Source organism: Candidatus Saccharimonas aalborgensis (genome assembly GCF_000392435.1).
GTDB classification, from domain to species: domain Bacteria; phylum Patescibacteriota; class Saccharimonadia; order Saccharimonadales; family Saccharimonadaceae; genus Saccharimonas; species Saccharimonas aalborgensis.
In genome coordinates this window covers 301,555-327,774 of record NC_021219.1, presented here as the reverse complement: position 1 = coordinate 327,774, position 26,220 = coordinate 301,555, and the positions used below count along the sequence as shown (strand labels likewise).

The window sequence follows — 26,220 nt, the reverse complement described above, 5'->3', positions numbered from 1 at the left end:
TATTGTAGCGCAGATGCAGTATGGTTACTAGTCTTCTACCATAAGAGTTCACGAGGAATATGTAATAGGCGCGCGAGAGCGTATTGGACAGTAAAGAGAGCTACTGTAAAAAGACTAAAAAATAATGAGCATATGAGCACGACCTCATAAGACAATGTCGTTGTGTTTGGAAATACAAGTAACGTGGTTACCGGTAAGAGACACGCAATTGATTTGAGCACCATGATAATGCGTGAGGTAAGAAAGACACGGCGCGTTTCCGGCAGTGGCTGATGGTGGGTTACGATCGGAACAATGAGCGAAGCAGCTTTGCGGGTGACCGTCGAGCCTCTTTTCCCGATAGATTTTGGGAGAGCGATAAATACATAGAGAGTAGTTAGTACGATAAAAATCGTAACGACAAGACCGATTGTTATGGCGACTGGGCCGGATACCAGGGACGAAGGCTCAGAGGTACCTATAGGCTGATCGGCATTCTTGGGGATGAGCCAGGTGATATTTTGTGTCGATAGCGATGAATATCCAACGATGAGCGTCGACCATAGCCAAGAAAATACGAGAAATACGTACCCAAAGGCGCCGAACGCATTGGCATATACGGGTCGTTTTTCGGTTGTCCCCATAGCATGTATGATAGCAGATAAAAAAAGCACGTCCAAAGGACGAACTCAACTACTTGTGGTCGGGGTGAAAGGACTCAAACCTTCGACCTCTCGGTCCCAAACCGAGCGCGCTATCAACTGCGCCACACCCCGATGTGTACAGGTATTATAGCGGAAAAAGTGAGGATTTCCTAGGAGTTAGTTGAATATATCGGATAATATCACTAGAATACGTACTATGAAACAACTAAAAGCATTTCTTTCTCGTCGTACAGCACGAAATAGCGAATCATTTACCAAGAGAGACTGGTGGCTTTTAGGAAGTATTCTCGCGGGATTTTCGGTACTTGCGCTTGGTAATATCACGCGCTGGTCAATATGGTTTGATGAGGCGTTTAGCGCCTATTTAATTCGATACAGCTACAGTGAAGTTGCGCAGTTTACAGCGACAGATGTGCATCCACCCCTTTACTACTGGCTCCTCAAGGCCTGGACCACAGTGTTTGGTACGTCCGAAATAGGACTCAGGAGTTTTAGTCTCGTGTGCATTGGTATTGCGCTTGTGTTTGTCTATTTGCTTGTACGCCAGGGATTTAGTCGATGGGTTGCCGGTTCTGCAATCGTTGTCGCCAGCCTTTCCCCGATGTTGATTCGCTATAGCGAGGAAGCGCGCATGTACGGAATGGTTATGGCAATTGTTGCTTCTGCTACCTACGCGCTCGCTCTTCAACTTAAAAAACCGACAAAGAAACGGTGGGTGTATTACGGAGTTCTCGTTTCGTTGGGCATGTGGACCCACTATTACACGGCACTTGCGTGGATTGCCCACTGGATCTGGCGCAGTAACATTATACGGAGCGAGTCGCATAAAGACAGAGTGCGGCGGTTTTTCTCCAAAGAATGGTTATGGGCGCATGCATTAGCAATCGTGCTCTTTTTGCCATGGCTTCCCACCATGCTTCATCAGATGTTCGGGATACAAGGCGGCGGTTTTTGGATAAAGCCTATCACGCTACTGTCCCCCGTAAATCTTTATACAAATCTGTTGTATTACCGTGAGACGTGGGAGATGACGCCGCTTCTTGCTGCTGTCGCCATCCTGATCGCAGCCGGTCTCTGCTGGCTCACACCGAAAGCCTACCGGGTGCTTAGCCCGTATCAAAAACAACTTTTTTGGTTGATTGCCTCCTTGGCATTTGTTCCAACGATCATGCTTCTTTTACTCTCACTTCCACCGCTACGTCCTTCATATGTTGAACGATACCTACTAGTCGCAATTCTTTACTGGTCGGCGCTAATAGGCGTAACGCTAGGAGTATTGTTACAATCCAAGATTGCGTTGAAGCAAACAGTTATCGTGTCTGTGTTGACCATGGGTGCGATGATATTTGGCATTGTCAGTGTGTATCAGACGGGAAATTATAACAAGAACAATGGCGATCTGCTACAGCTGAGGTGGACTATTCAGGAGGCACAATCAAAGGCGGGTAGCGCACCAGTTGTAGTCTCTGGATTTCGATATTATGAAGCCCACTACTATCAAACAGAGGAGCATCCTATGTATTATCAAGAAGTCGACAAGGTTCCTTGGGGCTCGTTTGACATGATGCGTGCCAGCGACTATCGCAAGCTCCAAAATGTCGCAACATTTGCCCAGGAACACGGAGGTGTTATCTGGTGGCTAAGCGACTGGAGCGTCTACGGAAAACCCGACCTACCCGTCAGCGGTAAATGGAGAGTGATCGAGGAGTTACACGCACCCGCTCTTCCTAACGACAAATCAGGACTTCGTGCCGCCAAGATACAACTTGAGCCTTAGCGTGGCAGAAGCGACCGCATGACGGGAAGTCGGATGAATAAGGTGACGGCAGCGACCGCGATAATACCATAGAGAGTATTTGCGAGAATACCACTAGATGGTGGCAGGAAGAAGTTGATAGCACAAATAATCAATCCGTGAACGAGGTAGGCGCTGAGAGAATGGGTGCCTATGTACGCTAGCACGCCGTGTGTCGAACGAGGAATAGCTGCGCTAAAACGCGAAAACAGCATTGCGAACATAACAAACCAAAGTAATGCTAGGATAACACGAGCAGGTGAAAAAGATTCAATGGCAAAGAGCTGTGCTATCGGCTCGCTTATTGATGTTGGCAGGAGTGAATGAAAGTTTATAAAAGCGATTGATGTCACGAGTGTAGAACATCCCGCAACATAGAGTAAAATATTCCACGTTTGTTTTTGTTCGCTCAATAATGTTTTCCACCACTTTTTTATTGACTCAAAATAAAATCCAGCAATGCTTGGTACAAAGAATATAATTTGCCATTTTAACCACTCAATTTCTGTTATCTGACCAAAAATGTAGAGTAAAATCGTTAGTCCACCAACAAGCCATGGCATGCGACGACGCAGCAATCCGACCATGATAACTGAGGCAAGCAGAAATATTGTATACAGTGCTAAGAAATGAACCCAAGTGTGGGGGTGGGAGAGATTGATTGTCTGTTCTAAGACAATATTCCAGTTCCGTTTTGTCTCAGTGCCAATGGGGGTGTAGGGCATAGACGGTACCTTGTCGGACCACTCGATATAGATATACAGTAGACTGGCAGCAATCATAGAGAGGTAGAGAACTGCAGCCCTTGAAATAAGCTTTAATGCAACGGTAAGGAATGAAAGTTTCAACCCCTTGAACCCACGAATATACCCGATGAGAAATCCACTGATAATAACAAATCCTTCTGCAGCAGTTACCCAAAGCGATGCTTCGCCGGTCACCAATGAAAACGCGCTTGGATAGCGCCACAGGTGATCGAGGATAATGACGATGACGAAGTAGCCACGCATGTAGTCGAGTGCGACTAACCTCCCAGACTTCTGTGATACTGAATTAGCCATCTCATCATTATAACAAAGGTGCTATAACCAAACAGATTTGGCTGAAAATGGAGCAAACACTATCGTGGGCGGTTGATTGCAATGCGTCGTGCCTCAGATGCAAAACGGTCATCAATGACAGATGGAGAAAACAAGCCAAACCTGCGGCAGGCAGCTTGCTCGATGAGCCAATCAGCGACAGCGGGGTTCTTTGGCAGCAGCGAACCGTGTAAATACGTACCGATAACATTCTTATAGCGCGCACCTTCAAGTGCATCCTGTCCGTTGTTGCCAGCACCTTTACGAACAGTACCGAGCGGTTGAGCCAAAGGACCTAGTGTGGTTTTTCCGCTATGGTTTTCATACCCAACGATGTCGCCAAACTCGTCACTCGAAGTGATGATATTACCAATCATTCGTTCGTCTCCACCTACCGTCTCGATATCGAGTAGTCCTATGCCCTTGATGATCACTCCTTCACGCGTTTTGAAAAAATGCCCAAAAAGTTGGTAGAGGCCGCATATCATAAGCATGGGTACGTTATCATCTGCGAGCCGAATCAGCTCTGGCCCAACTGATCTCAGATCATCGCCGATTGCAGCTTGTCCGCTATCTTGCCCACCACCACCAACGATGACGTCAACTTCTTCGGGAAATGTGTCACCGGGGTTATAGGCGACAAGTTTAGCATCGTAGCCATGCCATTCAATTCGACGCTTAAGGGTAAGTGTGTTTCCCCAGTCCCCGTATATGTTCATGTTTTTTGGGTAAAGTTGGACGATTACAAGCGTGCCTTTACTCATAGAACCTTCTCCACGGCAGTATGTTTTGCCAGTTCTTTTCGGAGCGAGAGCATCGCTGTATAGGTGCAGTAAATGCGTTTTGGTAAGGTTTTGTGATTTGCGAGAAATGCGTCGAGCGCGAGCGCAAGATTTGGTTCAACCCGCGACGGCTCTACCTCATCGTATTGGAGCCGAAGCGCCATGTCGTAGGCGCGGATACCACTGACCATCGCGACTCCATGCTGCCTGAGGCTATCAAAGTCAACGTCCCATAGCCAGCTCATATCGCGTCCGTCCGCGTAATTATCGTTTACGGCGATCATAGTCTTGTAGCCATTTGGATCAAATGACGAAAGGCTTAGCCGAAACCCTCCGGGGTTCTTTACGAGTACCAACTCGCACTCTGTTCCGTCTACAAAGACACTTTCGCCACGTCCAAACGCTGGCAGGACGTGCTCCAACGAGCTTAACATCGCTTTTTCATTCAGCGATATACCCATTACGCTCCGTACAAGCGCGATAGCGGCAACTGAGTTCAGGACGTTGTAGATTCCTTTTAGTTTGAGTGTGACTGTCCGCTCTTGTTTCGCATAGGCAATTGTCGCTATTTGCTTGTCGACTTTCAAGAGACAGGTATCATCTAACTGGAGATGGGAACCAGCATGAGTAGAATCTTGGCGTAATGCATCATCAGAAGGAAAAAGGTGTGACAGCGACGGGCTTACCCCATAGGTTGTGATGGGGACGACAAGGTCTTTTCTGAACGTCTCACTAGCGAGACGAGGATCATCACGGTTGAGCACAATACCGTGAGTCGTTCTTTGAGCAATCTGCTTTAGTAATTGTGCGGTGCTATCAATTTCGCCGAAACGGTCAAGTTGGTCTCGCATCACATTCAACAGCAGGCAGTATTCTGGTGCGATTGAGTCAACAAATCGAACAGCGTGTGCTTCGTCGAGTTCTAGCACGGCAATATCGGCGGATAATCTTCCTCGATGATCTACTTCGGGCAGGAGAGCGGCTGCGACGCCCCTCATGAAATTACTGCCTGTACGGTTGGTAAACACGCGCAGACCTTGACTTTCGAGGAGCTCCACCACCATTTTTGTCGTTGTCGTTTTTCCGTTTGTGCCGCTCACGAGCACAACACCCATCGGTAGTTGGGCGAGGGTTCGGCGAATGAACGTCGGATCAATCTTTTCCATGAAAAGTCCAGGTAGCGCTGAACCACCCCCCCGAAGGCGAGCAAGTCGCTGGACTCCTTTTCCCAGGAAGGTGACAAGTGGAGTAGACATAGGTTCATTATAGCCTAAGCTACCAGATTACGGTACAATGAGGATATGCTTATGGTGAGCTTTCTCACATGGTGGTATGGGGCTGGGTGGAAGCAGCAGCTTCTTTTGTTGCGAGAACGAATTGCCAGCACCTATGATTATTTTTCGATTGATCTTTTGGTTCGCACCTTATTCTCGCCGTTCCGGCAGATTTCAGCAGGCTCAATACGCGGTCCGCTCGGCGTACAAATTCGTGCTTGGTTTGATCGCCTCCTGTCACGTATCATTGGTGCCATTGTACGTCTCGTCATGATTGTCGTTGGCGCAATTGCACTTCTGATAGCGGCGTTATCTGGGTTGATAATAGTGTTGATATGGTCGATCATCCCATTATTACCAGCAGTTGGGCTCGTGATGACACTAGCAGGGTGGATTCCATGGAAGACCTGACGTTTGATTATTATCACTCGCGTGCCGCTGAAGCTCGTCTTAGAGTGCGGCTTGAAGGCGCGCCCATTATCGTTATTATAGTCATCGGAACTATCCTCTTTGCCCTCGGTGTATTACTTCTATTTCTCGCGACTCCACTAGGATGGACGTGCATTGGTTTAGTAGCCGTGCCAGCCATGCTAGTTTGGTGGTATCTTCACGGTCTCCGTCATATTCCCTCAGCACACCACGGGGGAGTAGAAGCCTGGCTTTCCTCAGATATCTTGGGTCGTCTCCCAAAACGTCCCACCCCTCTCGATATAGCGACGGCGGTGGGCCAAGTCAACAGCGGCCTCTTTATGGGGGTACGCCTTGGGCTGACGCCAAGATTACTTCAGCAGATTGCCTCAAAAGAAGAGAAGGATACCGCTGAATTTTGGAAGCAAGCAGAGTCAGTAAGAAAACAAAATAGCATTGATCATTTAAGTGGCAGCGTACTTGCGGTAGCCTTGATAAGATCGTTCCCGGCGTACCAGGATATTCTTGCACAGATTCATCTTGATGATGAGGATCTCGATGATGGCGTACGCTGGCAAGATCATTTGCGGAAACTGGTCCAGAAGCATTCACGCGCAAGGCGAACGGGCGGCATCGGGCGAGACTGGACGTTTGGCTATATTCCACTCCTTACAAAGTTTGGGCAGAATATCAGTGAGCAAATAGGAAACGGCAGCGGGCTATTGACAGTTGACATCGACTCTCATACGCGGGCTATCGATCAGCTTATAGAAACATTTGGCACGGGGGGTCGACAAAACGCAGCACTTGTCGGCGTCGCCGGGGCAGGAAAAACAACGATCATTCATGCCTTTGCTGAGCGGCTGCTTGATGCGTCGGCGAAACTGCCAGATACCCTCAAGTTTAGGCAGGTATTTATCCTTGATTCGGCTTCGTTGATAGCTGCAGCTCCGGGGAGGGGCGAGCTGGAAAGCCTTATCATGCGTGTTCTTGGTGAGGCTTATAACGCAAAAAACATTATTGTCTGCCTCGATAACGCACAGTTATTTTTTGAGGAGGGCATGGGATCGGTTGATCTTACAAATGTCTTGTTGCCGATCCTTGATGCAGGACGTCTGCGGGTGATATTGTCGATGGATGAGCAGCGATTCCTGAAGATAGGCCAGCGAAATCCCTCACTTATCAATGCTCTCAATCGAATCAACGTTGAACCTGCCGATGAGGACGAAACACTTGTCGTTATGCAGGAGCAGCTAATACTTACGGAGATACAGCGTAATGTCACGTATATGTACCAGGCATTGAAAGAGGCATATCGACTGAGCGAGCGCTATGTACACGATCTCGCCATGCCTGGTCGCGCTCTCAAGCTACTCGAATCCGCTGCAGCATACAGTGAATCAGGTATCGTAACCATCAACTCGGTCCAGCAAGCCATCGAAAAAACTATCGGTGTAAAGATAAGCGTAGCAAGCGATACGGAAGATCGAGAGCGATTGCTACATATGGAGACCCTCATCCATGAACGTATGGTGAATCAATCACGTGCTGTTTCTGTAGTAAGTGATGCACTGAGGCGGGCGAGAGCGGGTGTGCGTAATCAAAATAGACCCATCGGAACATTCTTGTTTTTGGGACCAACCGGAGTTGGTAAAACTGAGTTGAGCAAAGCCCTGGCGGCAGTGTATTTCAATGGCGAGGAGCGGATGATTCGAATTGATCTCAATGAATATGTCAGAGCCGAAGACGTTAGCCGACTGATCGCCGACGGCGCCGATGATCCGAGCAGTCTCACCGCAGAAGTCATGAAACAACCATTTAGCGTCGTTTTACTTGACGAGATCGAAAAAGCTGCGCCCGAAGTACTCACGACATTACTACAGCTACTTGATGAAGGAATACTCCGTGACATTAAGAATCGCGAGGTGAGCTTCCGCGATGCCATCATCATTGCTACTAGCAACGCAGGAGCAGAGCGCATTAGGGAATATATTGGGCGTGGCTATCAACTTGAGCAGTTTGAAGAACAACTTATCGATGAGCTAATAAATACGCGACAATTCCGGCCTGAGTTTCTCAACCGTTTCGATGAGATCGTCGTATTTCGACCGTTCACAAAAGACGAGTTGCTCCAAGTATTTGACCTCATCCTCGCAAACGTAAATAAAACACTTGCCTTACAAAAAATAAGCGTTGAAGTGAGTGATGAGGCAAAACGATTTCTGGTGGAAAAAGGATACGATCCCCGTCTTGGGGCCCGACCGATGCGCCGAGTTGTTCAAAAGGCCGTAGAGAGTACTGTCGCCAAGCAAATGTTGAGTGGTTTGGTCGGACCGGGGAGCACCATTAGCCTCTCTCTCAGTCAGGTTGAAGAGGTATTTCGGTCAGAAAACGAAGTGATTGCGATGCGGGGAGAGTCTCAAGCCGAAACGCAAGGCGAGAAAGAATGACGCTGCTTACAGAATTCCGACGTCAGGCAGCTCTGATTGCCGCACTTAGCGTGCTTGTTGCGGCCGGATTTCTTCATCTAGCTGGCCGTGCTGCGCTTGGTGAAGCGGCAATTACATGGTATAGCCTAGGGGTAGCGCTCGTTCTCGCCGTGGGAATGATAAGAGACATCATGGCAGGTCGCTATGGTGTAGATATTCTTGCTGTCATGGCGATCGTGAGTACCCTTATAGTCGGTGAGTATTGGGCAACTATCGTTATTGTTATTATGATGGTCGGCGGAGAGGCGCTTGAGTCCTTTGCGAACGCCAGAGCTCGAAGTGAACTATCGGCATTGATTACTCGAGCGCCTACGGTCGCGCACAAACAAATGGTTGATGGTTCAACCGGTGATGTCGCAGTCACGACTGTCCAACCCAATGATACGATTGTAGTGCGTCCAGGTGAGGTTGTACCGGTCGATGGAGTTATTGTATCGGGGAACTCAATGCTTGATGAGTCGTCTATCACTGGCGAAAGTGAGCCTGTTGCTATGGGAAAGGGAGAGAACGTGCTGAGCGGTTCAGTAAATGGCGAATCACCCATCACTATTAGGGTCGAGCGGAGTGCGAGCGATAGTCAGTATGCACAGATCGTAGCACTAGTGCAAGCGGCCAGCGAATCAAAGGCTCCTTTTGTACGGCTCGCCGATAGGTATGCCGTTCCCTTCACCTTTGCCGCTATTGGGATTGCCTTGATTGCTTGGATGCTATCGGGAGATGCTCGCCGTTTTGCAGAAGTTTTGGTAGTTGCGACACCCTGTCCACTGCTCCTTGCGGCACCGGTTGCCTTCATTAGTGGCATGAGCAGGGCCGCCAAACAAGGAATAATTATGAAGAATGGTAGCAGTATTGAGCGGCTGAGTACAGTTCGATCTGCGGCATTTGACAAAACCGGTACATTGACAAAAGGTGAGCTAGAGTTGGTAGAAATCATTCCGCAGAAAACAACAAACAAAGAGGAGGTGCTGGCGATCGCGGCAAGTGCTGAACAACAGTCTGGCCACGTCACGGCGCGTGCCATACAAATTGAAGCAACACGTCGTTTGGTCGAAATTAGACCAGCAACTGGTATCTCAGAGGTGAGTGGCGGCGGGATTTTGTGCACCATTGGTCATCAAAAGATTGTGGTTGGTAGGCGTAACTTCCTAGTAGAGCATGGCGTGCCGGCATGTTCATTACCAGAATATCCAGGTACGGCGACCTATGTTGCTCGCAGCAATAAGCTCCTCGGAGTGATTATCTATAAGGATACAGTGAGACAGGATGCTGCCGAGACGCTGCGTCAATTAAGGCAGCTTGGTGTTAAGCACGTGGTAATGTTGACGGGAGATCACCCAGAAACGGCGTATGCTATTGCAGCTGAACTGGGGATGACCGATGTACGAGCGGATTGTCTACCCAAGGATAAGGTTGCCGCTGTAAGAGATTTTGAGCCTCGGCCAATTATGATGACAGGAGATGGCGTCAATGATGCACCGGTACTAGCGGCGAGTGATGTCGGTATCGCGATGGGTGCACGGGGGGCAACTGCAGCGAGTGAATCAGCCGATGTCGTCATCATGGTCGACCAATTATCGCGTCTCGTTAGCGCAATAAAAATTGCACGTCATACCGTATCAGTTGCCAAGAGAAGTGTATTGATTGGTATTGGCCTCAGCATCTTTTTGATGCTATTGGCGGCAACTGGGAGGATACCCGCTGTCGTCGGAGCATCTCTTCAGGAAGTCGTCGATATAATTGTCATCTTGTATGCACTACGGGCACGTGCCGGCTCACTAAATACCAAGGTGATGGTATAATCTTACTAATAGGCAGGAGATAGATTTATACTATGGCGCGATGGGATGAGATTGTCAGCACTGGTGATGTAGAGGATAGGAGGGGGGTATCGTCTGGTTTGTTGCTGGGCGGTGGAGGTGGTCTCGTCGCCCTACTCCTCACACTTGGTCTCAACTATATGGGGCTTAACGTGTCTCAGTCGACAGTGGAATCTGCTATTGGCACTGTCCAAACAATGAGAGCTGGTCAAGCAAAGCAGACAACCCAACCCGAGCAGTTTAGAGGAAACGATAGCTACGAAGTGTTTACGCGCAAGGTGCTGGGTTCGACAAATGATGTGTGGAGTGGGCTATTCTCCCAAAATAATTCGACCTACAAAAAACCGAGACTAGTGCTGTTTCGCCAGGCGACTCAGTCTGGGTGTGGAATAGCGACAACCGATATGGGGCCACATTTTTGTCCGCAAGATCAAACAATCTATCTTGATGAGACATTTTTTGATGAATTACGCACGCGGTTTGGAGCCGATACAGGTGACGTGGCGCAGGCATATGTGATCGCCCATGAGGTTGGCCATAATGTCCAAAGCCAACTCGGCGTCTTTAACACCAAGGCATCAAAGACCCGTAGTGGTAGTATCGATGTCGAATTACAAGCCGATTGTTATGCTGGTATATGGGCCTATTCACAAGCGAAAAATGGCATCTTTGAGAATGGAGAAATTGATCAGGCCATCAGCGCGGCTTCTGCAGTTGGCGATGACCATATTCAAAAAGTGGAGGGTGTACAAATCAACCCCGAGACGTGGACACACGGAAGTAGTACAGAGCGCGTCAACGCCTTCAAAAAGGGCTATACGAGTGGTCAACCCTCGCAATGTACTAATCTACAATAGGTGTGACTACTCGTTATTGTCGTCAAGATTGACTTTGATGGTGACGTAGGTAGGAGCTTCGTTTGCATGCTGAATGAGCGGCGCTTTACTGTCAACATCTCCGTAGACAATTGAATTGTGAATGGTACCACTCATCGTGCTAACGCGTAGGTAGTTGCCTTTTGCATTTTTATATTCTTGGGTGGGGTTAATAGAACCCTCATACTCAGTTTGTATGTAGGTGAAGCCAGCATTTTCAACCTTTTTTCTCAGATCACTCGCCGTATTTGTCGGCGTATCGTTGTGTCCATATTCGATGGTAGATGCGAATGTCCTGCCCTTGTCCCAGCTATAGACACGCTTATCGCCAAATAAGTCGCTTCGGACGGCTCGATAGGAGCTATCGAGGCCAAGACTATCATAAATTGCAGTGATTTGATTGAGGCGGTCAGTATGTTGTTTTGAAATAACCAGACGATCAATCAAATAAATGCTCATAGCAAGTGTCGAAAACAGTACAAATACCAATATGACATACACCAAGAGGCTGCGTCGCAAGACAAAATGCGTTGGTGTTGTCTGGACATGCTTCTTTGGATGAAGAGATTTTTTTCTAACCATAAGCATAGTGTATCACAAAATCATGGTAGAGTTTTACAACTCCGCTAGAACCTTTTAGTACAAAATACTGAGCCATCTAGCGAGGGCGGGGCCGCTGTACGCAGTCCAAAGTAGAGGGGATATCTGTTATTATTTAGTTATGGATAACAAAACTTTGACTGTTCTTAACGGTGTTCGCGTTGGACACGCTACTCACTTAGACAAATTGACGGGTTGTACGGTAATCCTTTTTGATAAACCTTACCAAGTTGCGTATAAAGCATGTGGAGGAAGCGTCGGTGCGTACAATACCGAAGCAATACGTGCAGATAAAACGAGCTACCGAGAAAATGGTATCTTCATCGCTGGTGGTAGCTATACAGGACTTATGTCGGCAAGTGAGATTATGGAATGTTTGTGCCGCGACCAAAAGGGCTCACGTTCTGGTAGCGATAACCGAATCTTTAATCCGTCCATTACTGGCGCGGTAGTGTATGACCAAGGTATGCAAATTGCGCCATACGATCCCGTCTATGGACGCGAAGCCTACGAAAACGCAACGAATAAACCGATTACAAGTGGTAATGTCGGAGCTGGTACGGGTACATCTGTCGGCAAGTTCCGTTGGGTTGAGGGCGGCACTAAAACTGGTGCTATGAAAGCGGGTGTTGGCTCGGCTCGTGTAGACTTGGGTAACGGCATAATTGTCGTTGCTCTGTCAGTTGTGAACGCAATAGGAAACATAGTTGCGCCTAACGGTGAAATTATTGCTGGTAATAGAGATGAAAACACCAAGTTTAAGTCGTATGAGGAGTTGATAGATTTCGTAACGCAGGACAGGTCAAACACGACAATATCTGTTGTTGGCATAAACGTTGATTTGGGCAGCAAATTGCATCTAGAAAAAGTCGCGCACCTTGCCTCGCATGGACAAGTTCGCGCGATAAATCCTGTGCATACTTCGTCTGACGGCGACACTGTTTTTGTATTTCGTACTGGTGAGCTGAAAAATCCGTTCAATGACAAGTTGCAATACTTCCAAGAAACGGAAGACAGTTTATATACCCAAGTCGATATCATTGGGCACGCCGCAGCGCGTGCCGTGCAAGAGAGTATTTATGACGCGGTGTATAGTGCAGAAAGCATACAGTTCGAGCAGGCGTATAAGGGCGTAATACCAGCGGTGAGAGATTATGAAGGCAGCAACTAACTACACAGGCAACGATTTTTACTGTGATGTCGCTATCGCGGGTAATGTTGAGCTAACAAAAGAATACGAAAGCGATAATGTACTCGCTTTTTACCACACTAAACCGTTCTGGCCTGTTCATATTGTGGTCGTACCGAAAAAACACATTGATTCATTTACGACACTTTCAGAGCATGACGAGGTGATTCTGCAAGAATTAATTTCTGTGCTGAAGTCTATCGCCTCAAAAGTTGAACAAGAGCAAGGCGCAGCAAGAATACTTACAAATCTAGGTAAATACCAAGACTCAAAACACTTACACTTTCATATCAGTAGTGGAGAAAAACTCAGCTAGTGTCGCAAACCAACAGCTCACCCGAAAAGAAATACTCTTTTCCAAATCCAGAAAATCTCGGTGGGGGAAATTTCAAAAAATAACCAAAGAGTTTTTGGTACCCCGCACGGGAGTCGAACCTGCAACCTTTGGTACCGGAAACCAATGCTCTATCCAGTTGAGCTAACGGGGCATAGACAATTTTTTGTGGTACCCCGGGCAGGGGTCGAACCTGCGACCTTAGGCTTAGAAGTCCTCTGCTCTATCCAACTGAGCTACCGGGGCAAAAATGCTCAAAATCTGACAAAGATTGATCATCACCAGTTGGATAGAGCAGAGTTGCACTATCTTTGCTGATGGCTCCCCAACTGAGCTATCGGGGCATAGGGTCATTATAACAAAAGAAAGCACATATCGTGAGATACATACTTTCTTTGGGGCGAATGATGGGGGTCGAACCCACGGCCTCCGGAGCCACAATCCAGCGCTCTAACCGACTGAGCTACATCCGCCATATCTATATGCAGCGGTTGCTATTGTAGCAAAGAAACCCAGTTTTGTCATCTGTTATGTTTCTAGGCAAAGGGATTGTATTTTCGAGACGTTGGTTCAATGAAACTCTGACGTTGATAGGGGAGTTTTGCGGGAGCGGCGGGTGGTTTTGTTGCATTAAATCCTTGGCGAGTTGGTCTGACGATATCGATGCGGCTACTCTGCGGGGTCATCTGTTTTGGGAGTGGTCGCTCGCTGTATTGATCATTCGACACCGTTTGTTCAACAGATTGCTCCTGGGCAGAAACCTTTTTGTCGTGAGCTTCCGAGCGATATGTATGCAGGATACCCGCATCTCTATAGCTTCGAATGTGTTGACGATTCTTGTTGATCACCTGTCTTTCGTTGAAAGTAAGATTGCGAGTAGTTCCAAAAGATTCCTGGGCAGAAGAGGTATCTGCCATGGTATTGCTATGAAAATGAGAGCTATCGTCTGATCCTAGAAATGATGCAAACCGTACCATGTCTTTATTATACGACATTCGACTGGTATACTGAGTACTGTTGCGAGTGTCGTACAGTGGCTAGTATGCAAGCCTTCCAAGCTCGAGACGCGAGTTCGATTCTCGCCACTCGCACCATGATAAGCACCGGACATGTCGTCCGGTTTTTATGTGCCTATTCCCAAATTGTTTCGATTTCAGCACCAATTTTATTCAGACGGTTTGCAATATCTTCATAGCCGCGGTTTATGCTATATACATCACGTAGCACAGATTTTCCAGGGGCGGCAAGCATGGCGAGTAATATGACAACGCTCGGACGAAGTGCAGCCGGAGCGGTGATATCAGCAGGTTTCCATTTGGTGGGACCAGTGATGTAGACACGGTGGGGGTCAACCATCTCGATCACTGCGTTGAGTTTACTGAGCTCGGTGAAGTAAATAGCGCGGTTTTCATATGTCCAGTCATGGACAAGTGTTCGGCCCTCTGCCACAGTTGCGCATAAGCCAAGAAATGGAAGATTGTCGATGTTTATACCCGGGAATGGCATGCAGTGCATTTTATCTTTTGGAGCATGTAAGACTGATTTTTTGAGTGATACGTCGACAAGTCGTGTGTGTCCATTTCGAGCGGGATACTCTTCGGTAGTAGAGAAGTTTAACCCCATTCCCTCTAACATTGCTAATTCAAGTTCCATAAACTCAATCGGGACGCGTTTGATAGTTATTTCTGAGTTTGTGACGACACCTGCAGCGACGAAGCTCATCGCTTCGATCGGATCCTCGGAAGGGTAGTATTCAACTGCTTTATTAATAGATTTTAGGCCACGAATCTTTAAGACAGTAGTACCGATCCCATCGATTTTGACACCAAGTTTCTGAAGGAAAAAGCATACATCTTGCACCATATAGTTAGGACTCGCATTCCGGATAGTCACCTCGCCATCGTAGAGGGCTGCGGCCATAATGACATTTTCCGTTACGGTGTCACCACGCTCGGTGAGAACGATCGTTTTTCCCACCTCCCTTTTATGTGTCGTGGCGAGATACGCATCAGAAGTGGCGACGACATGGAGGCCGAATGGTGCCAGTCCGGTCATGTGTGGCTCGACAGTCCTGGTCCCAATGCTGCACCCGCCAGCAAATGGTAGACTAAAGTGCGAATACTGATGAAGGAGTGGGCCGAGAAACATGATAACAGTACGCGTTCTTTTGGCCGCTTCTACATCCATGTTTTCGAGCTTGAGTCGTTTTGGCGGTGTAACTTCAAGATCGTTATTCTCGAGCCAACGACACTTTACTCCAATACTCTCTAAGACTTCAATGATACGGTTGACTTCTTCGATGCGCGCAACTCGACGTAGGGTGGTCTTACCTTTATTGAGAAGTGTAGCACAGAGGAGGGCCACTGCAGCATTCTTGCTGGTTTTTACCTCTATCGTACCCTTTAGTGTGTGGCCACCCGTAATATAAAAATTCGTTTTCCCTGAATTATTGATGCGCACAATTTCGCTTGAAAGTACTTCGCCAATCCGTGCAATCATCTCAAGACTGATATTTTGCCCACCTTTTTCTATCCGGTTGATGGCACTTTGACTGGTCCCTAGCTCAGTAGCCAATTCTGCTTGTGTCAAACCTCTCGCTTGGCGAGTTTCCTGGATAAGCTTACCGATATTCCGGAGATATTTTGCGGTACCCATGTCATCAGCATATATCACACATGATATATATACAATAGTGATACAATATAGGCATGATATAGCAACAAATCTCTTCAAATAACATCAATCTAAAGGGAGATAAACCAATGCAAGATGATATTGTTGCCGCACTTATTGCCGCAGAGGAACAGCGTCAAAAGGACGGACTCGAACTTATACCTAGTGAAAATTACGTCAGCCAAGACGTCCTACATGCAATGGGGAGCGTGTTCACAAATAAATACTCGGAAGGGTATCCGGGTAAGCGCTACTATGGTGGCCAGGAGTATACCGACAAAGTTGAATTGCTTGCTATCGAGAGGGCAAAAAAATTGTTTGGTGCTGACCACGCAAATGTTCAACCGCATAGCGGCGCGCAGGCAAACGAAGCCGTGTATTTCGCGTGGCTAGAGCCCGGTGATACCGTTCTGGCTATGGATTTGAGCCATGGGGGACACCTGACCCACGGAGCTCCTGTCACTCGGAGTGCCAAGCAGTACAATTTTGTCCGCTATAAGATGAAAAATGTAGAAACTGGCGAAATTGATTATGATGAGTTGCGCCGTCTTGCGCGTGAGCATAAGCCAAAACTGATTATGGCGGGTTTTAGCGCATATCCAAGAGAACTAGATTATGCAAAGTTTGCAGAGATTGGGGCTGAAGTTGGTGCCTTGATGGTGGCGGACATGTCGCACATTGCTGGCTTAATTGTCGGAGGAGTCGCAAAAAACCCATTTGACTATGGCTTTCACGTAATTACAACGACTACTCACAAAACACTACGTGGTCCGCGCGGCGGGATGATTTTGAGCCGTGGTGTGGTAGGCAATCCTCTGCGTGCACCCGAAAAAACGATCGAAAATATTCCGACATTGATTGATCGGGCGGTGTTTCCAGGTACTCAGGGCGGCCCTCTCATGCACGTAATTGCGGCCAAGGCAGTCGCGTTTGGTGAGGCTCTTCGACCAGAGTTTCGTGACTACGCGGCCCAAATCGTTAAGAACGCGGTAGTATTGGCAAGTGAACTTCAAGCGCGCGGCTTCAAATTGGTCACGGGCGGCACGAGTAACCACCTAATTTTGGCTGATGTATATAAAAGTTTTGGTGTCGATGGAGGCGTTGTCGAGGAAGCTCTCGACAAGATCGGACTAACACTCAATAAAAATGCCGTACCAGATGACCCGCTGCCGCCATTTCGTCCTAGCGGTATCAGACTTGGTACACCCGCAATGACAACAAGAGGGTTGAAGGAAAACCACATGTCACAGATCGCAGAGTGGATGAAGCAAGCGGTCGAAAGTCGAGACGACGAAACGGCACTTGCGCATATGCGTGAGGAAGTAAAAGCGTTCCTCGTCCAGTTCAACTAGATTACGCTTTGTATTGGGGGGCTCTTTTCGTACAATAACAGTAGTTATGAAGAGAGTTTTTACTAAACCTAGTCAAATAAGACGGGGCTCTGGTCTATTGCTGGTTGCTGTCAGTGTGGCCGCGTTGTTTGTTTCGTAAGTTCCCGCAAGTGCTAACAGGGTTATGACAAACTGGGTCACGTCGCCACAAATTTCTCACGAGTATATGACCGAGCAGCAGCCAGAGCCGTGCATCAAGTCAATATGGTCTATTGAAACAGATCCACATCAACAGTATCCAGACCCTACCGAGAGTGATCCACACGAGATGTGTGTCTATCATGGAAATGGCTATGTATACGTTCATTTCGAGAGATCCTACGGTACCTATCCAATAATATATGGTGAGTCGGGAATAGCCGTCGCTATTGGCGATAATATATCAAAAGGTATATTGACTCCTGTGAGTAACTTTAAGCCAAGCGCAATTATTCACCAGTCTAGATCAAAAGATTTATTAGTACCGATTACGACACCCTCATTCTATGGCTATAACATATATCGTTTTATGGATTTCCCGTCACAACTCGAGTATGAAAGTAGCACGCGTACCTATAGGGTATTGGGAATAGTTGATACTCTAAAGCAAAAGGATGGAAGTATCATCGGGACATATGGGTATGGCGTGTCCCCCAATGGTCGCTGGTTGATACTGTTTGACTCTGATAGATTAGTTCGCTATGATCTTGAAACAAATACGAGCATTGTCCTGGCGCACAAGGATTTTACAGTTGGTCATACTGATCCAAGCCCAAATATGCACGGTTTTATCTCAAACGACGGATATACGATGGGGGCTGTTGGTAGGACTGAGGCTGTTTGGGTTCTTGAAGCTAATGCGGGATGTGTAGCGGCGGCAGAAGATTATAATTTTTCAGAAAATTCGCCTGGTATAATGGTAACCCCGTGTCCCTATAGAGATCTAAGAGACTACGTATATGGTTTCTCTGAACCGGCTTCACCACAGTCTGGCGGTATTAGGATTTACGATCATCCCTTATTATCCCAGGACAAAGCAGCTTTAATATACTATGACAACCATGTCTGGCACCAGATTTTCTATCAACCGCAGCCTGTCCTACAGTACCTTGCATTAGGTGATTCTTTCTCAAGCGGTGAGGGCGATCTCAATGATGGGAATTACATCGAAGGTACAAATATATTTGGTGATTATTCTGCAAATATCCCCAGAGAAAACTGTCATATCAGCAAAAATTCGTATCCTATGCTGCTCGCTGCGGGAATGTCACTCGTGTATACCCAAGATAGCCAGTCAGTTGCATGTTCCGGGGCGGTCATACGTGATGTTTGGTCCGAAGATCCATCAAACGACGTCTTACTAGAATATATGGGCCAATCCACCAATGCCGCTGCATGGTAATTAAAGCCAAAACCTAGGTTGGAGGGAATAGCAAATGCTACGCAGCTTCAAGCGTCGGCGTACAGCACATATACACCAGGAAGGATTCAGCAGATTAACTTTGTTCATAGTGTTAAACCTGCAGTACTAACGGTGTCGATCGGTGGAAACGATGCGGGTTTTGCTCCGGCACTCACGACATGCATTCTAGAGAGTATCCAGTTATCAGCCGTGACTGCTACGGCGGATTGCCATCTAGCAACAGTCGAGGGAAAAGCTGCAACGGCAAAAGATATATCCAACCTCTATCCGCGTCTAAAGGCGATGTATCGTCAATTGCAAACTGCTTCACCAAGTACAAAGATATACGCTATCGGCTATCCGACCTTTATAGATGATCAAGCCGATAGTTGTGGGAGTGAACTCATTGTTGGATCGATGACGCGTGATGACCGAGTCGCAATAAATCAGTTCGTCATGTATTTGAATGCCGTGATCAAGAGTGCTGCGCATGATGCAAACATCACCTATATTGATGTATCTAATGCGATAGGGGCAAGCAGGTTATGTGGAGATGGGACTGCGGTCAATGGAGTGAATGCAATCATCATCAAAGGAATCATGACCGAATATATGAAGGATAAAGTACACGCAGATGAGAATATAAAGAAGTATGGTGAGATATTGGGTACATTACACAATACCGCCGACTTTAGTTTTTTGAGCAAGTACGAGTCAGAACGAATGGGCCAACAACTTGCGCCGTTTTTTGTTAGCCCAACAACTGCGCTGACAAACCGCCTCCAGGAAATCCTCCATCCAAATGCGAAGGGGCACCAACTCATGTACGATCAGATGGTTGCAGGACTTGGCAGTGACCTACTCTATAGCTCCTCGTGTAATACGATAGTTATTTGCCCAGGTGGGCCAGATATGGGCGTGCCACGAGCAGGTGATTATATAACGGGCGTCGCCGACCTACCAGATGTTGTGTACGGACGAATAGGACAGGGCTTGGGTGTTACGCACGTGGCGGCCAGTGGTCAGACAGTAAACGACAGCTTGCAGCAAGATCAGCCAGGAAGCATTGTCTTGTCCGCTGAAACATACAATGAACTTGTCCCCGACTCGGTATCTGCGCCGGTAGTTAGTATCCACTCCCTGCCGTACGAGCTAGGCAGGATGACAAAACAACCTAATGGAGATTATCGGCTTGAAATTGACCACCTATCTCCCTCACTAGCTGCTGGTTGGCATACGATTCATCTCAACGGAATGCTTACCAGTGGAAGAGTTTACAATCTGTATCATGAGGTATTTGTCGAAGGTCCCGAGGGTGATTATGATGACGATGGTATCTTGGACGCCCAGGATACATGCGCGTTTGCAACACCTAGCGGTCGGGATGTAAACCGAAATAGTATCGATGACTCATGTGATCTATCGGTTTTTGCAACCTTGCCACGGAATGACGAGCCGAGCAATAATGTTGTTCCAATGAAGCAATATCATGGGACTGAATGGGCTATCGAGAGCGATCAAGACAGTAGTACAACTGCTAGCGGTGTTATATCGAGAAACCTACCGATATCTCATGTTGCTGGTGTCCGGGATGGCGGGGACAGCCGTATAGGTATCACGCCGGACTCAACGAGTCGGGAAGGAATTTGGAGACTTCTTATATTGTTATTTGGCTTATCGGTACTCGTATATGTCGGTAAACGACTATCTGCTACGGACAAGTAGTAACATTACCGAGATTCTTGTCTACAAGTGCTGGCGTAGTAGCTGCATAGTCCCAGTAACGAACCTTTGCGCCATTGGTTGTACAGCGCTTGTAGGTAACAACACTACCGTTTGCTGCGGTAGTTGAGGTGACGTCTGTCGAACTCATACTATTAGGAGTGTCAATCTTTGACTCAAGGCCAGCCGAGGACCCACCAGCAGCACAGGTACCTACGCCAACTCCCGAGCCTGCTCCTGTAGGCGATAAGCTATTCGTGATAAGTTGACAGTAGGTCGGGTAGGTATTATTAACGGTGTTAAATGATTCTACCTTTTTTGCAAGATGGTTTACTTGGGATTGTCCAGCAGATGATCTTGCTCGGTTCTGTACGCTACCATAGACAACTATAGTAATTGTAGCTAGTATAGCAATCACGACTATTACTATAAGAAGCTCGACGATAGTGAACCCCGAGCTTTTTTTCATGATCATATATTAACCGCAACCTTTCGTACTAGTCTTGAATCATTGTCTTTTAAAAAAGGAGTTGGAAGGACTCAATGATGAGTCCTTCCAAAATGTACATTGTCTTTACCAGACCTGAGCAAAGGCAGTACCGGCTGCACAAGTACCCGCTGCAGTCGGCTGGCCTATTGATTTAGTAGCAGTTGCATTTGCGTTATAGTCCCAGTAAGTGATTACGGCACCAGTACCAGCAGTACCCGTACACGGTGTATAAACAACAGATGTTGGGCTATTTGTAGTGGAAGTTGGAGCAGCAGTCACAAAAGTTACTCCAGATCCAGTCATGTCTGAGTCTTTTTGTGCTGTGAAGCCCGCAGCATTTTGTGGGTAGGAATTTGCTACAGCGTTTGCTGATTCAGCCTTTTTGATGACAGTATTTACAGTTGCCTGTACGGCGCTAGCTTTTGCTCGAGTCTGAATACCGTTGTAAGCAACAATCGTAATAGCCGCTAAAATAGCAATAATCACGATCACGATCAAAAGCTCGACGATGGTGAAACCACGATTCTTAGTGTTGATGTTTTGAGTCATTGGTAGTTGCCCCCTAATTTGTAATAAATTATCTTGTATACCACGTATGATACTACAAGAAAAAAATAAACACAAGCATTAATTATTAATACGTAGCGCCCGCATAACAACGCTATGACTAATTGATTGTCCCGCCACTGTCTTGGATGAGTTGATTGTAACGCGAGTTGCTGTAGTAGTACCAGAGGTAGCGGTGCTATTAGCGGTAGTGCTTGATCCGTTGTAGTAGCTTAATGTGATCGAGCTGACATTTTCAGTAATCTTAGAATCGGCTACGCTACATCGAGCGGCTGAATAGCCTGGCTGACATGAGTTTTTTTGCCACGGTGGTGAGTTGCAGATGGTATTGCTACTATTCGTATTGTAATCTGGCACAATAACACGACGCCAGAGAGAGTTGTTGTACACAAAATACACTACCGTGTAAGTAAAGGGCGTATTGGCAGTTGCATTGGGTGATCCGCAAGCCGAGGGTGTATTGAGGGTTATAATAAGGCGATTTGGATCTGTGGGGCTGAGATTTGTTGCATAGAGGGTAAGTATCAGCGCGGAATTGCTCTGAAACGCTGCCGTGCCACTTACGTTGCTATCGGAGCCTTGTGGACTAGGGAGTGTGCCGGTGGTTGCTTGAATATTTGAAGATAATCTAACATCTTGCTCAATGAGGTTGAGTGCGTCTTGGGTATTGTAAGCCATACTGTTTCGCTCACGGGCTATCAATACATCACCAACCAAAGCTATAAGGAGTGCGACAATTCCCCCTACTACCAAAATAACAATCGGAGCAACAACGAGCATTTCAACGAGCGTGAAGCCAGGCTGGCTAGCTGTTTTTGAATACGACATGTTTAATTGTCTCCTGGGGGCTTCCATAAGTTACTGTGACGGTGATACGCGATACACCACTCGCTCCGTAAGGACAGTCAATTGCCGAGGTCATTGTCGCTGGTGCGGGGAGTGAAAGGTCGGAGGGGATGCTAACATTTGATGATGCCACGGCGACACAAGGTCGAGAGGTCTGATAACCAGCTTTTCGTACCTGCTCATAGGCCGCATTGCTCGCCTTTGCTCGGTTGCGAGAAGCTCCCGCATCGTTGATAACGACTGAGTATAGTTGATAAAACGCAAATAGAAATACAGAAGCAACCATGAGCGTGATAAGTGCCTCAATGGCAGTAAAGCCCCCAGTATTTTTTTTTGTCATTGATGTTTACTCACGATCTTTTGAAGCACGCCATCTTTTTCGGTTCTATAGTAGAGATTGAAACGTGTACATTCTTCGTCTGAACCGCAGATTTCCCAGCGACTGTTTGCCGTTGACCAGGTAATGGGGACGTAGGTAATGTAATTAATCGTCGTCATGGTGTCGATTCGACTGAGATCGGCTGTGTCCTCTGCGGGCGTTGTACCGGTTGCGTCTGGATCTACTTGAAAGGTAGTGACAGAGGGGTTAAAAGAGAAAACGAATGAGGTACTCGGTACATCAGGAAGTGCATTATTTGCCACAATATCGGTGACCGCTGTCGCGCGATCAGGATATCGACCCGTACGCCCAACAGAGGGTTTAGCAACTTCGTTGTAATATCGCTCAAGGCCCCGGGCGATATTTTCGGCGTCGGCCTTGCGCTCAGAATCACGTGCAGAGACTTGACCGCTTGTAACACCGCTGATAGTTAAGGTCAATAAGATCGCCATGATAACCATCACGATCACCAATTCCACAATAGTAAAGCCACGGCGCTCTGCCATATGACTAGCATAAGTGGTTTGAGCGGTGAACGCAAGCATGGCTAGATTTCGAGAGGTTCTTGCTCGATAAGAATACGAAAGGTATCACGAATTTTTCCGGCAATTTCGTCGCGTGCGCTGGCGAGGTCCGCAAAACTCGTCGCGGATTCGTTGATGAGAACAAGTGCGTTTTTGTCGTGGACGCGAATACCGTGGAGTAATTTTCCTTTAAAGCCGGCCTGTTCGATAAGCCACCCCGTCGGCACCTTGTAACGACCGTCGGGCATATTATAGGTAGGGATATCGGGGTACGTTTCACGCAAGTCGGTGAGCTGCCAGTCTTCGATGATAGCATTTTTGAAAAATGAACCGTTATTTGGTTTTAGCTTCGGATCAGGTAATTTATCCGTTCGAATGGCGAGCACGGCGTCTCTAATGACCTGGGGAGTATAGATAGTGATGGTGTGTTCATCAAGGTAGCGTTGAACAGCCTCATAAAAGGGAGGTTGCGGAGCGCTCTTATAGAGACGGAAAGTGACAAATGTGATGATGTAGCGAACCATTTCGGTATCGCGAAAGATGCTGTTGCGGTACGAAAAACGGCAATCATCGTTTGAGAGCGAGACGAGTGTTTTTGATTGCGTATCGTAGGCATCAAGCGACACGATCGTCTCGGCGACCTCTTGGCCGTAGGCCCCAATATTTTGCACCGGTGCGGCGCCAACCGTCCCGGGAATACCCGACAAAGCTTCAATACCAGTCAGGCGCATGTCGACGGTTTTTTTGACAAACTCGTCCCATTGTTCGCCCGCACCGACCCTGATAGAGACCTCAGATGGTGTCTCCGAGAGTATTTCTTGACCCATGATACGGTTTCGAATGACGATGCCATCGAAGCCCTCATCATGCACAATTGTATTGCTCCCGCCACCGAGAATGTAAAATGGCAAATTTTGGGCGGCTGCCCTATCGATAATGGCAATAATCTCGTCAATTGACCGCACGTCGGTCATAAAACGTGCATTGCCGCCCAGTCTCATGGTGACAAAATTTTTGAGCGGAATGTTGGTGTGGATTTCCATACAGTCTGATTATATCACTAGAGAATTGTGGTAGAATAAAGCAAGTGTATGCACCCGTAGCTCAGTGGATTAGAGCATCTGTCTTCGGAACAGAGGGTCGTAGGTTCGAATCCTTCCGGGTGTACCATATTGAAGAATCAGCAGTAAAAGAGTCATTTTCGTGGCTCTTTTCTGTATTTATACAGAGGTAGAAGTCACTAATGCTCGGAGTGTAAACTTTTTTGGTTCGTGAAACAGAAAAACCATCAGGAAATAGTAATTGTTTACACCAGACCTGATGTTCTTGGTCTAATTGCCAAAACTTATCTCTAAAACCCTCTACTGTATTAAGGGCAAACTCTACGAACTCTACAAAATCCTGTTCAACAGTTGCTATAGATTCTATCTGCTGTTTTATGGTGGCAATATCTTCATCTAATGCTTCTATGGCTATATCAGCTCTGTCATCTGCTAGTTGTCCACGGGCTTGCTTTAACACTACAGTTTTCTTGTCATTCTCTAACGAGGATAGGCGAGTTTTTAGACCTTCAGTTGTGTTGAATGATGTAGCTTGCTCCTGCTCCCAGACATGCCGTAAACCCGCTAAAAAGTCTTTGACCTTATCTTCTGCAAGTCGTAAGCCTGCTAGTATATCGCCCAACTCGTCATGCAAGTCATCGCGTAGTATGTAGTTCTTCTTGCAAGTCCTACACCTGTATCGCTGGTAATAGTTGCCTCTGCCGTTATTATTCACATAGCCCACTATTTTAGGGTTCTTAGCACCTTCTTCTAGACATTCTTTGCAGGTCATTATCTTAGACAAGGGGAACTCTGGATTGTATTGCTTGTGAGGCGTATAAACTACACCCTTAACGATGTTCTTTAGCTGCTCGTGCTGTTCTGGTGTAATCATAGCCTTATGTAAGCCGTTAGGATTCACCGTCCAGCTAGACATTTGAATTATGCCAGCATAGAACGGGTCATTGAGCATAATCTTAAAACGATGCGTATCTAAAAACTTACCTGTCTTTTGCCTGTATCCAGCTGCGTTAATACCAGCCACTACATCTTTAATCGGTATGCCCTCAAGTACCTGTAAGAATCCAGAACGTAAAATTGACCATTCTGGTTCTTTGGGTACATGTAGACCTGGTGTTTCTGAACGCATGTAGCCAGTCTTGGGGTTGCTAGGGTAATAACCAGCTGCAACTCTAGCTTGCATGTTGCTAGTAGTTTTAGTAATACGCTCTAGGTTGGCTGCTTCACCACGAAACACATCAATCATTTCTTCCATCGTACCGACTAAACTCGTATCGTCAGCAAGATGAGGCTTCTTAGCGTATACCAGCTTTGCTCCAGCCTTTTCCCTAAACTCTACCTTCCAGTGATAATACATCTCAATATCACGCATAAAGCGGTCTGGTTCGTCCACGATAATGTACTGTACTTTCTTGTCGGCTCTGGCGTAGGCTAGCATCTCTACAAGGTCTTTGCGTTGGTAGTTTTTACCCTTGCGACTAGACTGTTTAATGCTCCATAACTTCACTATCTCAGCGTTAAAATACGCTGCTGCGTCATAAACTCGTGTTTCTTGTGCTTCAAGGCTTGACCCCTCAATACCTTGCTTGACCGTAGACACTCGACAGAGTGCTATAGCCTTTACTTTTTGATTGTCGTTTTTCATTATTTTAATACTCCTTGTAATTAGTTTTAGATACACAAACGGCGGCTCCTAGTGCTACATCCTAATGACAGGAAACCAGAAACCGCCGTCTGTATCTTCAACTAATGTCATTATATTGTAGCACTTCTAATTGTACTCTTTCACCCCTGTAAAATCAACTTTTGATGCTTAAAAAGTGAGAGAAAAAACCTAGCTTGTTCCAGTGCTTCTTGGCTAGGCTTGGACTTCTTCAAATCCTGCACATTACCGTCAAAA

The 26,220-nt window shown here is 47.0% G+C and carries 23 protein-coding genes, 6 tRNA genes and 1 pseudogene; 12 read left to right on the top strand and 18 right to left on the bottom strand.

The window, feature by feature from the left end:
* Positions 1–35: 35 nt before the first annotated feature.
* Both L336_RS01660 and L336_RS01655 read right to left on the bottom strand, forming a co-directional pair.
* Positions 36–623: a hypothetical protein gene (locus tag L336_RS01660; RefSeq protein ID WP_041191182.1), complete on the bottom strand. Its 588-nt coding sequence runs from the start codon at positions 621–623 to the stop codon at positions 36–38.
* Positions 624–679: 56 nt separating this feature from the next.
* Positions 680–755: transfer RNA gene (locus L336_RS01655), tRNA-Pro, on the bottom strand.
* An 85-nt stretch (positions 756–840) separates the two neighbouring features.
* Between L336_RS01655 and L336_RS01650 the strand changes: the two genes are divergently transcribed.
* Positions 841–2,421, top strand: coding sequence for a glycosyltransferase family 39 protein (locus tag L336_RS01650; RefSeq protein ID WP_015641474.1), 1,581 nt, complete (start codon positions 841–843; stop codon positions 2,419–2,421).
* On the opposite strand, the gene opgC is transcribed toward L336_RS01650, so the two are convergent.
* Genes opgC through L336_RS01635 form a run of 3 tightly spaced genes read right to left on the bottom strand, consistent with a single transcriptional unit; the run spans position 2,418 to position 5,556 of the window.
* Positions 2,418–3,500, bottom strand: a complete 1,083-nt coding sequence (gene opgC / locus L336_RS01645; RefSeq protein ID WP_015641473.1) for an OpgC domain-containing protein — start codon at positions 3,498–3,500, stop codon at positions 2,418–2,420. The genes L336_RS01650 and opgC overlap by 4 nt on opposite strands.
* Before the next feature lie 59 nt (positions 3,501–3,559).
* On the bottom strand, positions 3,560–4,282 hold the full coding sequence (locus L336_RS01640; protein WP_015641472.1) for a type 1 glutamine amidotransferase: 723 nt from the start codon (positions 4,280–4,282) through the stop codon (positions 3,560–3,562).
* On the bottom strand, positions 4,279–5,556 hold the full coding sequence (locus L336_RS01635; protein ID WP_015641471.1) for a Mur ligase family protein: 1,278 nt from the start codon (positions 5,554–5,556) through the stop codon (positions 4,279–4,281). Before L336_RS01635 ends, L336_RS01640 begins: the two co-directional genes overlap by 4 nt.
* A gap of 51 nt (positions 5,557–5,607) precedes the next feature.
* Here L336_RS01635 and L336_RS01630 point away from each other — a divergent pair, with 51 nt between their 5' ends.
* Genes L336_RS01630 through ypfJ form a run of 4 tightly spaced genes read left to right on the top strand, consistent with a single transcriptional unit; the run spans position 5,608 to position 11,145 of the window.
* Positions 5,608–5,985 carry a hypothetical protein gene (locus L336_RS01630; protein WP_128817266.1) on the top strand — a complete coding sequence of 126 codons (378 nt, stop codon included), beginning with the start codon at positions 5,608–5,610 and terminating at the stop codon, positions 5,983–5,985.
* Entirely contained in the window at positions 5,973–8,432 is a 2,460-nt protein-coding gene (locus L336_RS01625) for an AAA family ATPase (protein ID WP_015641469.1), read from the top strand. The genes L336_RS01630 and L336_RS01625 overlap by 13 nt, the downstream gene beginning before the upstream one ends.
* Complete coding sequence (locus L336_RS01620; protein WP_015641468.1) at positions 8,429–10,270, top strand: heavy metal translocating P-type ATPase; 1,842 nt, start codon at positions 8,429–8,431, stop codon at positions 10,268–10,270. The genes L336_RS01625 and L336_RS01620 overlap by 4 nt, the downstream gene beginning before the upstream one ends.
* Positions 10,271–10,302: 32 nt before the next feature.
* Positions 10,303–11,145, top strand: coding sequence for a KPN_02809 family neutral zinc metallopeptidase (gene ypfJ, locus L336_RS01615; protein ID WP_015641467.1), 843 nt, complete (start codon positions 10,303–10,305; stop codon positions 11,143–11,145).
* A gap of 6 nt (positions 11,146–11,151) precedes the next feature.
* Here ypfJ and L336_RS01610 read toward each other — a convergent pair whose 3' ends face one another.
* Positions 11,152–11,745 (bottom strand): hypothetical protein, encoded by a 594-nt coding sequence (locus L336_RS01610; protein ID WP_041191179.1) that lies wholly within the window; start codon positions 11,743–11,745, stop codon positions 11,152–11,154.
* A 139-nt stretch (positions 11,746–11,884) separates the two neighbouring features.
* Between L336_RS01610 and L336_RS01605 the strand changes: the two genes are divergently transcribed.
* Both L336_RS01605 and L336_RS01600 read left to right on the top strand, forming a co-directional pair.
* A complete protein-coding gene (locus L336_RS01605; protein ID WP_015641465.1) occupies positions 11,885–12,934 on the top strand; it encodes a P1 family peptidase in 1,050 nt (349 codons plus the stop codon).
* Positions 12,918–13,268 (top strand): HIT domain-containing protein, encoded by a 351-nt coding sequence (locus L336_RS01600; RefSeq protein ID WP_015641464.1) that lies wholly within the window; start codon positions 12,918–12,920, stop codon positions 13,266–13,268. Before L336_RS01605 ends, L336_RS01600 begins: the two co-directional genes overlap by 17 nt.
* Positions 13,269–13,363: 95 nt before the next feature.
* Here the strand turns inward: L336_RS01600 and L336_RS01595 are convergent.
* The 4 genes from L336_RS01595 to L336_RS01580 all read right to left on the bottom strand — a co-directional run bounded on the left by L336_RS01595 (position 13,364) and on the right by L336_RS01580 (position 14,263).
* Positions 13,364–13,440, bottom strand: a tRNA-Arg gene (locus L336_RS01595).
* Between the two features lie 15 nt (positions 13,441–13,455).
* Positions 13,456–13,532 (bottom strand) — tRNA-Arg (locus L336_RS01590).
* A gap of 150 nt (positions 13,533–13,682) precedes the next feature.
* Positions 13,683–13,759: transfer RNA gene (locus tag L336_RS01585), tRNA-His, on the bottom strand.
* Between the two features lie 63 nt (positions 13,760–13,822).
* On the bottom strand, positions 13,823–14,263 hold the full coding sequence (locus L336_RS01580) for a hypothetical protein (protein ID WP_041191177.1): 441 nt from the start codon (positions 14,261–14,263) through the stop codon (positions 13,823–13,825).
* A gap of 42 nt (positions 14,264–14,305) precedes the next feature.
* Here L336_RS01580 and L336_RS01575 point away from each other — a divergent pair.
* Positions 14,306–14,380: transfer RNA gene (locus tag L336_RS01575), tRNA-Gly, on the top strand.
* 37 nt (positions 14,381–14,417) lie between these two features.
* Here L336_RS01575 and L336_RS01570 read toward each other — a convergent pair.
* Entirely contained in the window at positions 14,418–15,941 is a 1,524-nt protein-coding gene (locus L336_RS01570) for a helix-turn-helix domain-containing protein (RefSeq protein ID WP_015641462.1), read from the bottom strand.
* Positions 15,942–16,048: 107 nt separating this feature from the next.
* Here L336_RS01570 and L336_RS01565 point away from each other — a divergent pair, with 107 nt between their 5' ends.
* From L336_RS01565 to L336_RS01555, 3 genes are all read left to right on the top strand, one after another.
* Entirely contained in the window at positions 16,049–17,311 is a 1,263-nt protein-coding gene (locus L336_RS01565; RefSeq protein ID WP_015641461.1) for a serine hydroxymethyltransferase, read from the top strand.
* A gap of 163 nt (positions 17,312–17,474) precedes the next feature.
* Positions 17,475–18,731: an SGNH/GDSL hydrolase family protein gene (locus L336_RS01560; RefSeq protein ID WP_015641460.1), complete on the top strand. Its 1,257-nt coding sequence runs from the start codon at positions 17,475–17,477 to the stop codon at positions 18,729–18,731.
* An 18-nt stretch (positions 18,732–18,749) separates the two neighbouring features.
* Complete coding sequence (locus L336_RS01555) at positions 18,750–20,456, top strand: GDSL-type esterase/lipase family protein (protein WP_015641459.1); 1,707 nt, start codon at positions 18,750–18,752, stop codon at positions 20,454–20,456.
* On the opposite strand, the gene L336_RS05540 is transcribed toward L336_RS01555, so the two are convergent.
* From L336_RS05540 to murB, 6 genes are all read right to left on the bottom strand, one after another.
* A complete protein-coding gene (locus L336_RS05540; RefSeq protein WP_015641458.1) occupies positions 20,443–20,928 on the bottom strand; it encodes a type IV pilin protein in 486 nt (161 codons plus the stop codon). The genes L336_RS01555 and L336_RS05540 overlap by 14 nt on opposite strands.
* Positions 20,929–21,027: 99 nt before the next feature.
* A complete protein-coding gene (locus L336_RS05535; RefSeq protein WP_015641457.1) occupies positions 21,028–21,492 on the bottom strand; it encodes a prepilin-type N-terminal cleavage/methylation domain-containing protein in 465 nt (154 codons plus the stop codon).
* Between the two features lie 78 nt (positions 21,493–21,570).
* Positions 21,571–22,338 (bottom strand): PulJ/GspJ family protein, encoded by a 768-nt coding sequence (locus L336_RS01540; protein WP_015641456.1) that lies wholly within the window; start codon positions 22,336–22,338, stop codon positions 21,571–21,573.
* Positions 22,316–22,696, bottom strand: coding sequence for a type IV pilus modification PilV family protein (locus L336_RS01535; protein WP_015641455.1), 381 nt, complete (start codon positions 22,694–22,696; stop codon positions 22,316–22,318). The genes L336_RS01540 and L336_RS01535 overlap by 23 nt, the downstream gene beginning before the upstream one ends.
* The gene (locus L336_RS01530) at positions 22,693–23,241 is read right to left on the bottom strand and encodes a type II secretion system protein (RefSeq protein WP_160142755.1); all 549 of its coding nucleotides are present in this window, start codon (positions 23,239–23,241) and stop codon (positions 22,693–22,695) included. The genes L336_RS01535 and L336_RS01530 overlap by 4 nt, the downstream gene beginning before the upstream one ends.
* Before the next feature lie 41 nt (positions 23,242–23,282).
* On the bottom strand, positions 23,283–24,302 hold the full coding sequence (murB, locus tag L336_RS01525) for a UDP-N-acetylmuramate dehydrogenase (protein WP_015641453.1): 1,020 nt from the start codon (positions 24,300–24,302) through the stop codon (positions 23,283–23,285).
* Positions 24,303–24,352: 50 nt separating this feature from the next.
* Between murB and L336_RS01520 the strand changes: the two genes are divergently transcribed.
* A tRNA-Arg gene (locus L336_RS01520) sits at positions 24,353–24,429 on the top strand.
* A 732-nt stretch (positions 24,430–25,161) separates the two neighbouring features.
* Here the strand turns inward: L336_RS01520 and L336_RS06030 are convergent.
* Positions 25,162–25,965, bottom strand: a pseudogene (locus L336_RS06030) (recombinase family protein); the annotation flags it as partial.
* Between the last annotated feature and the right edge of the window lie 255 nt (positions 25,966–26,220).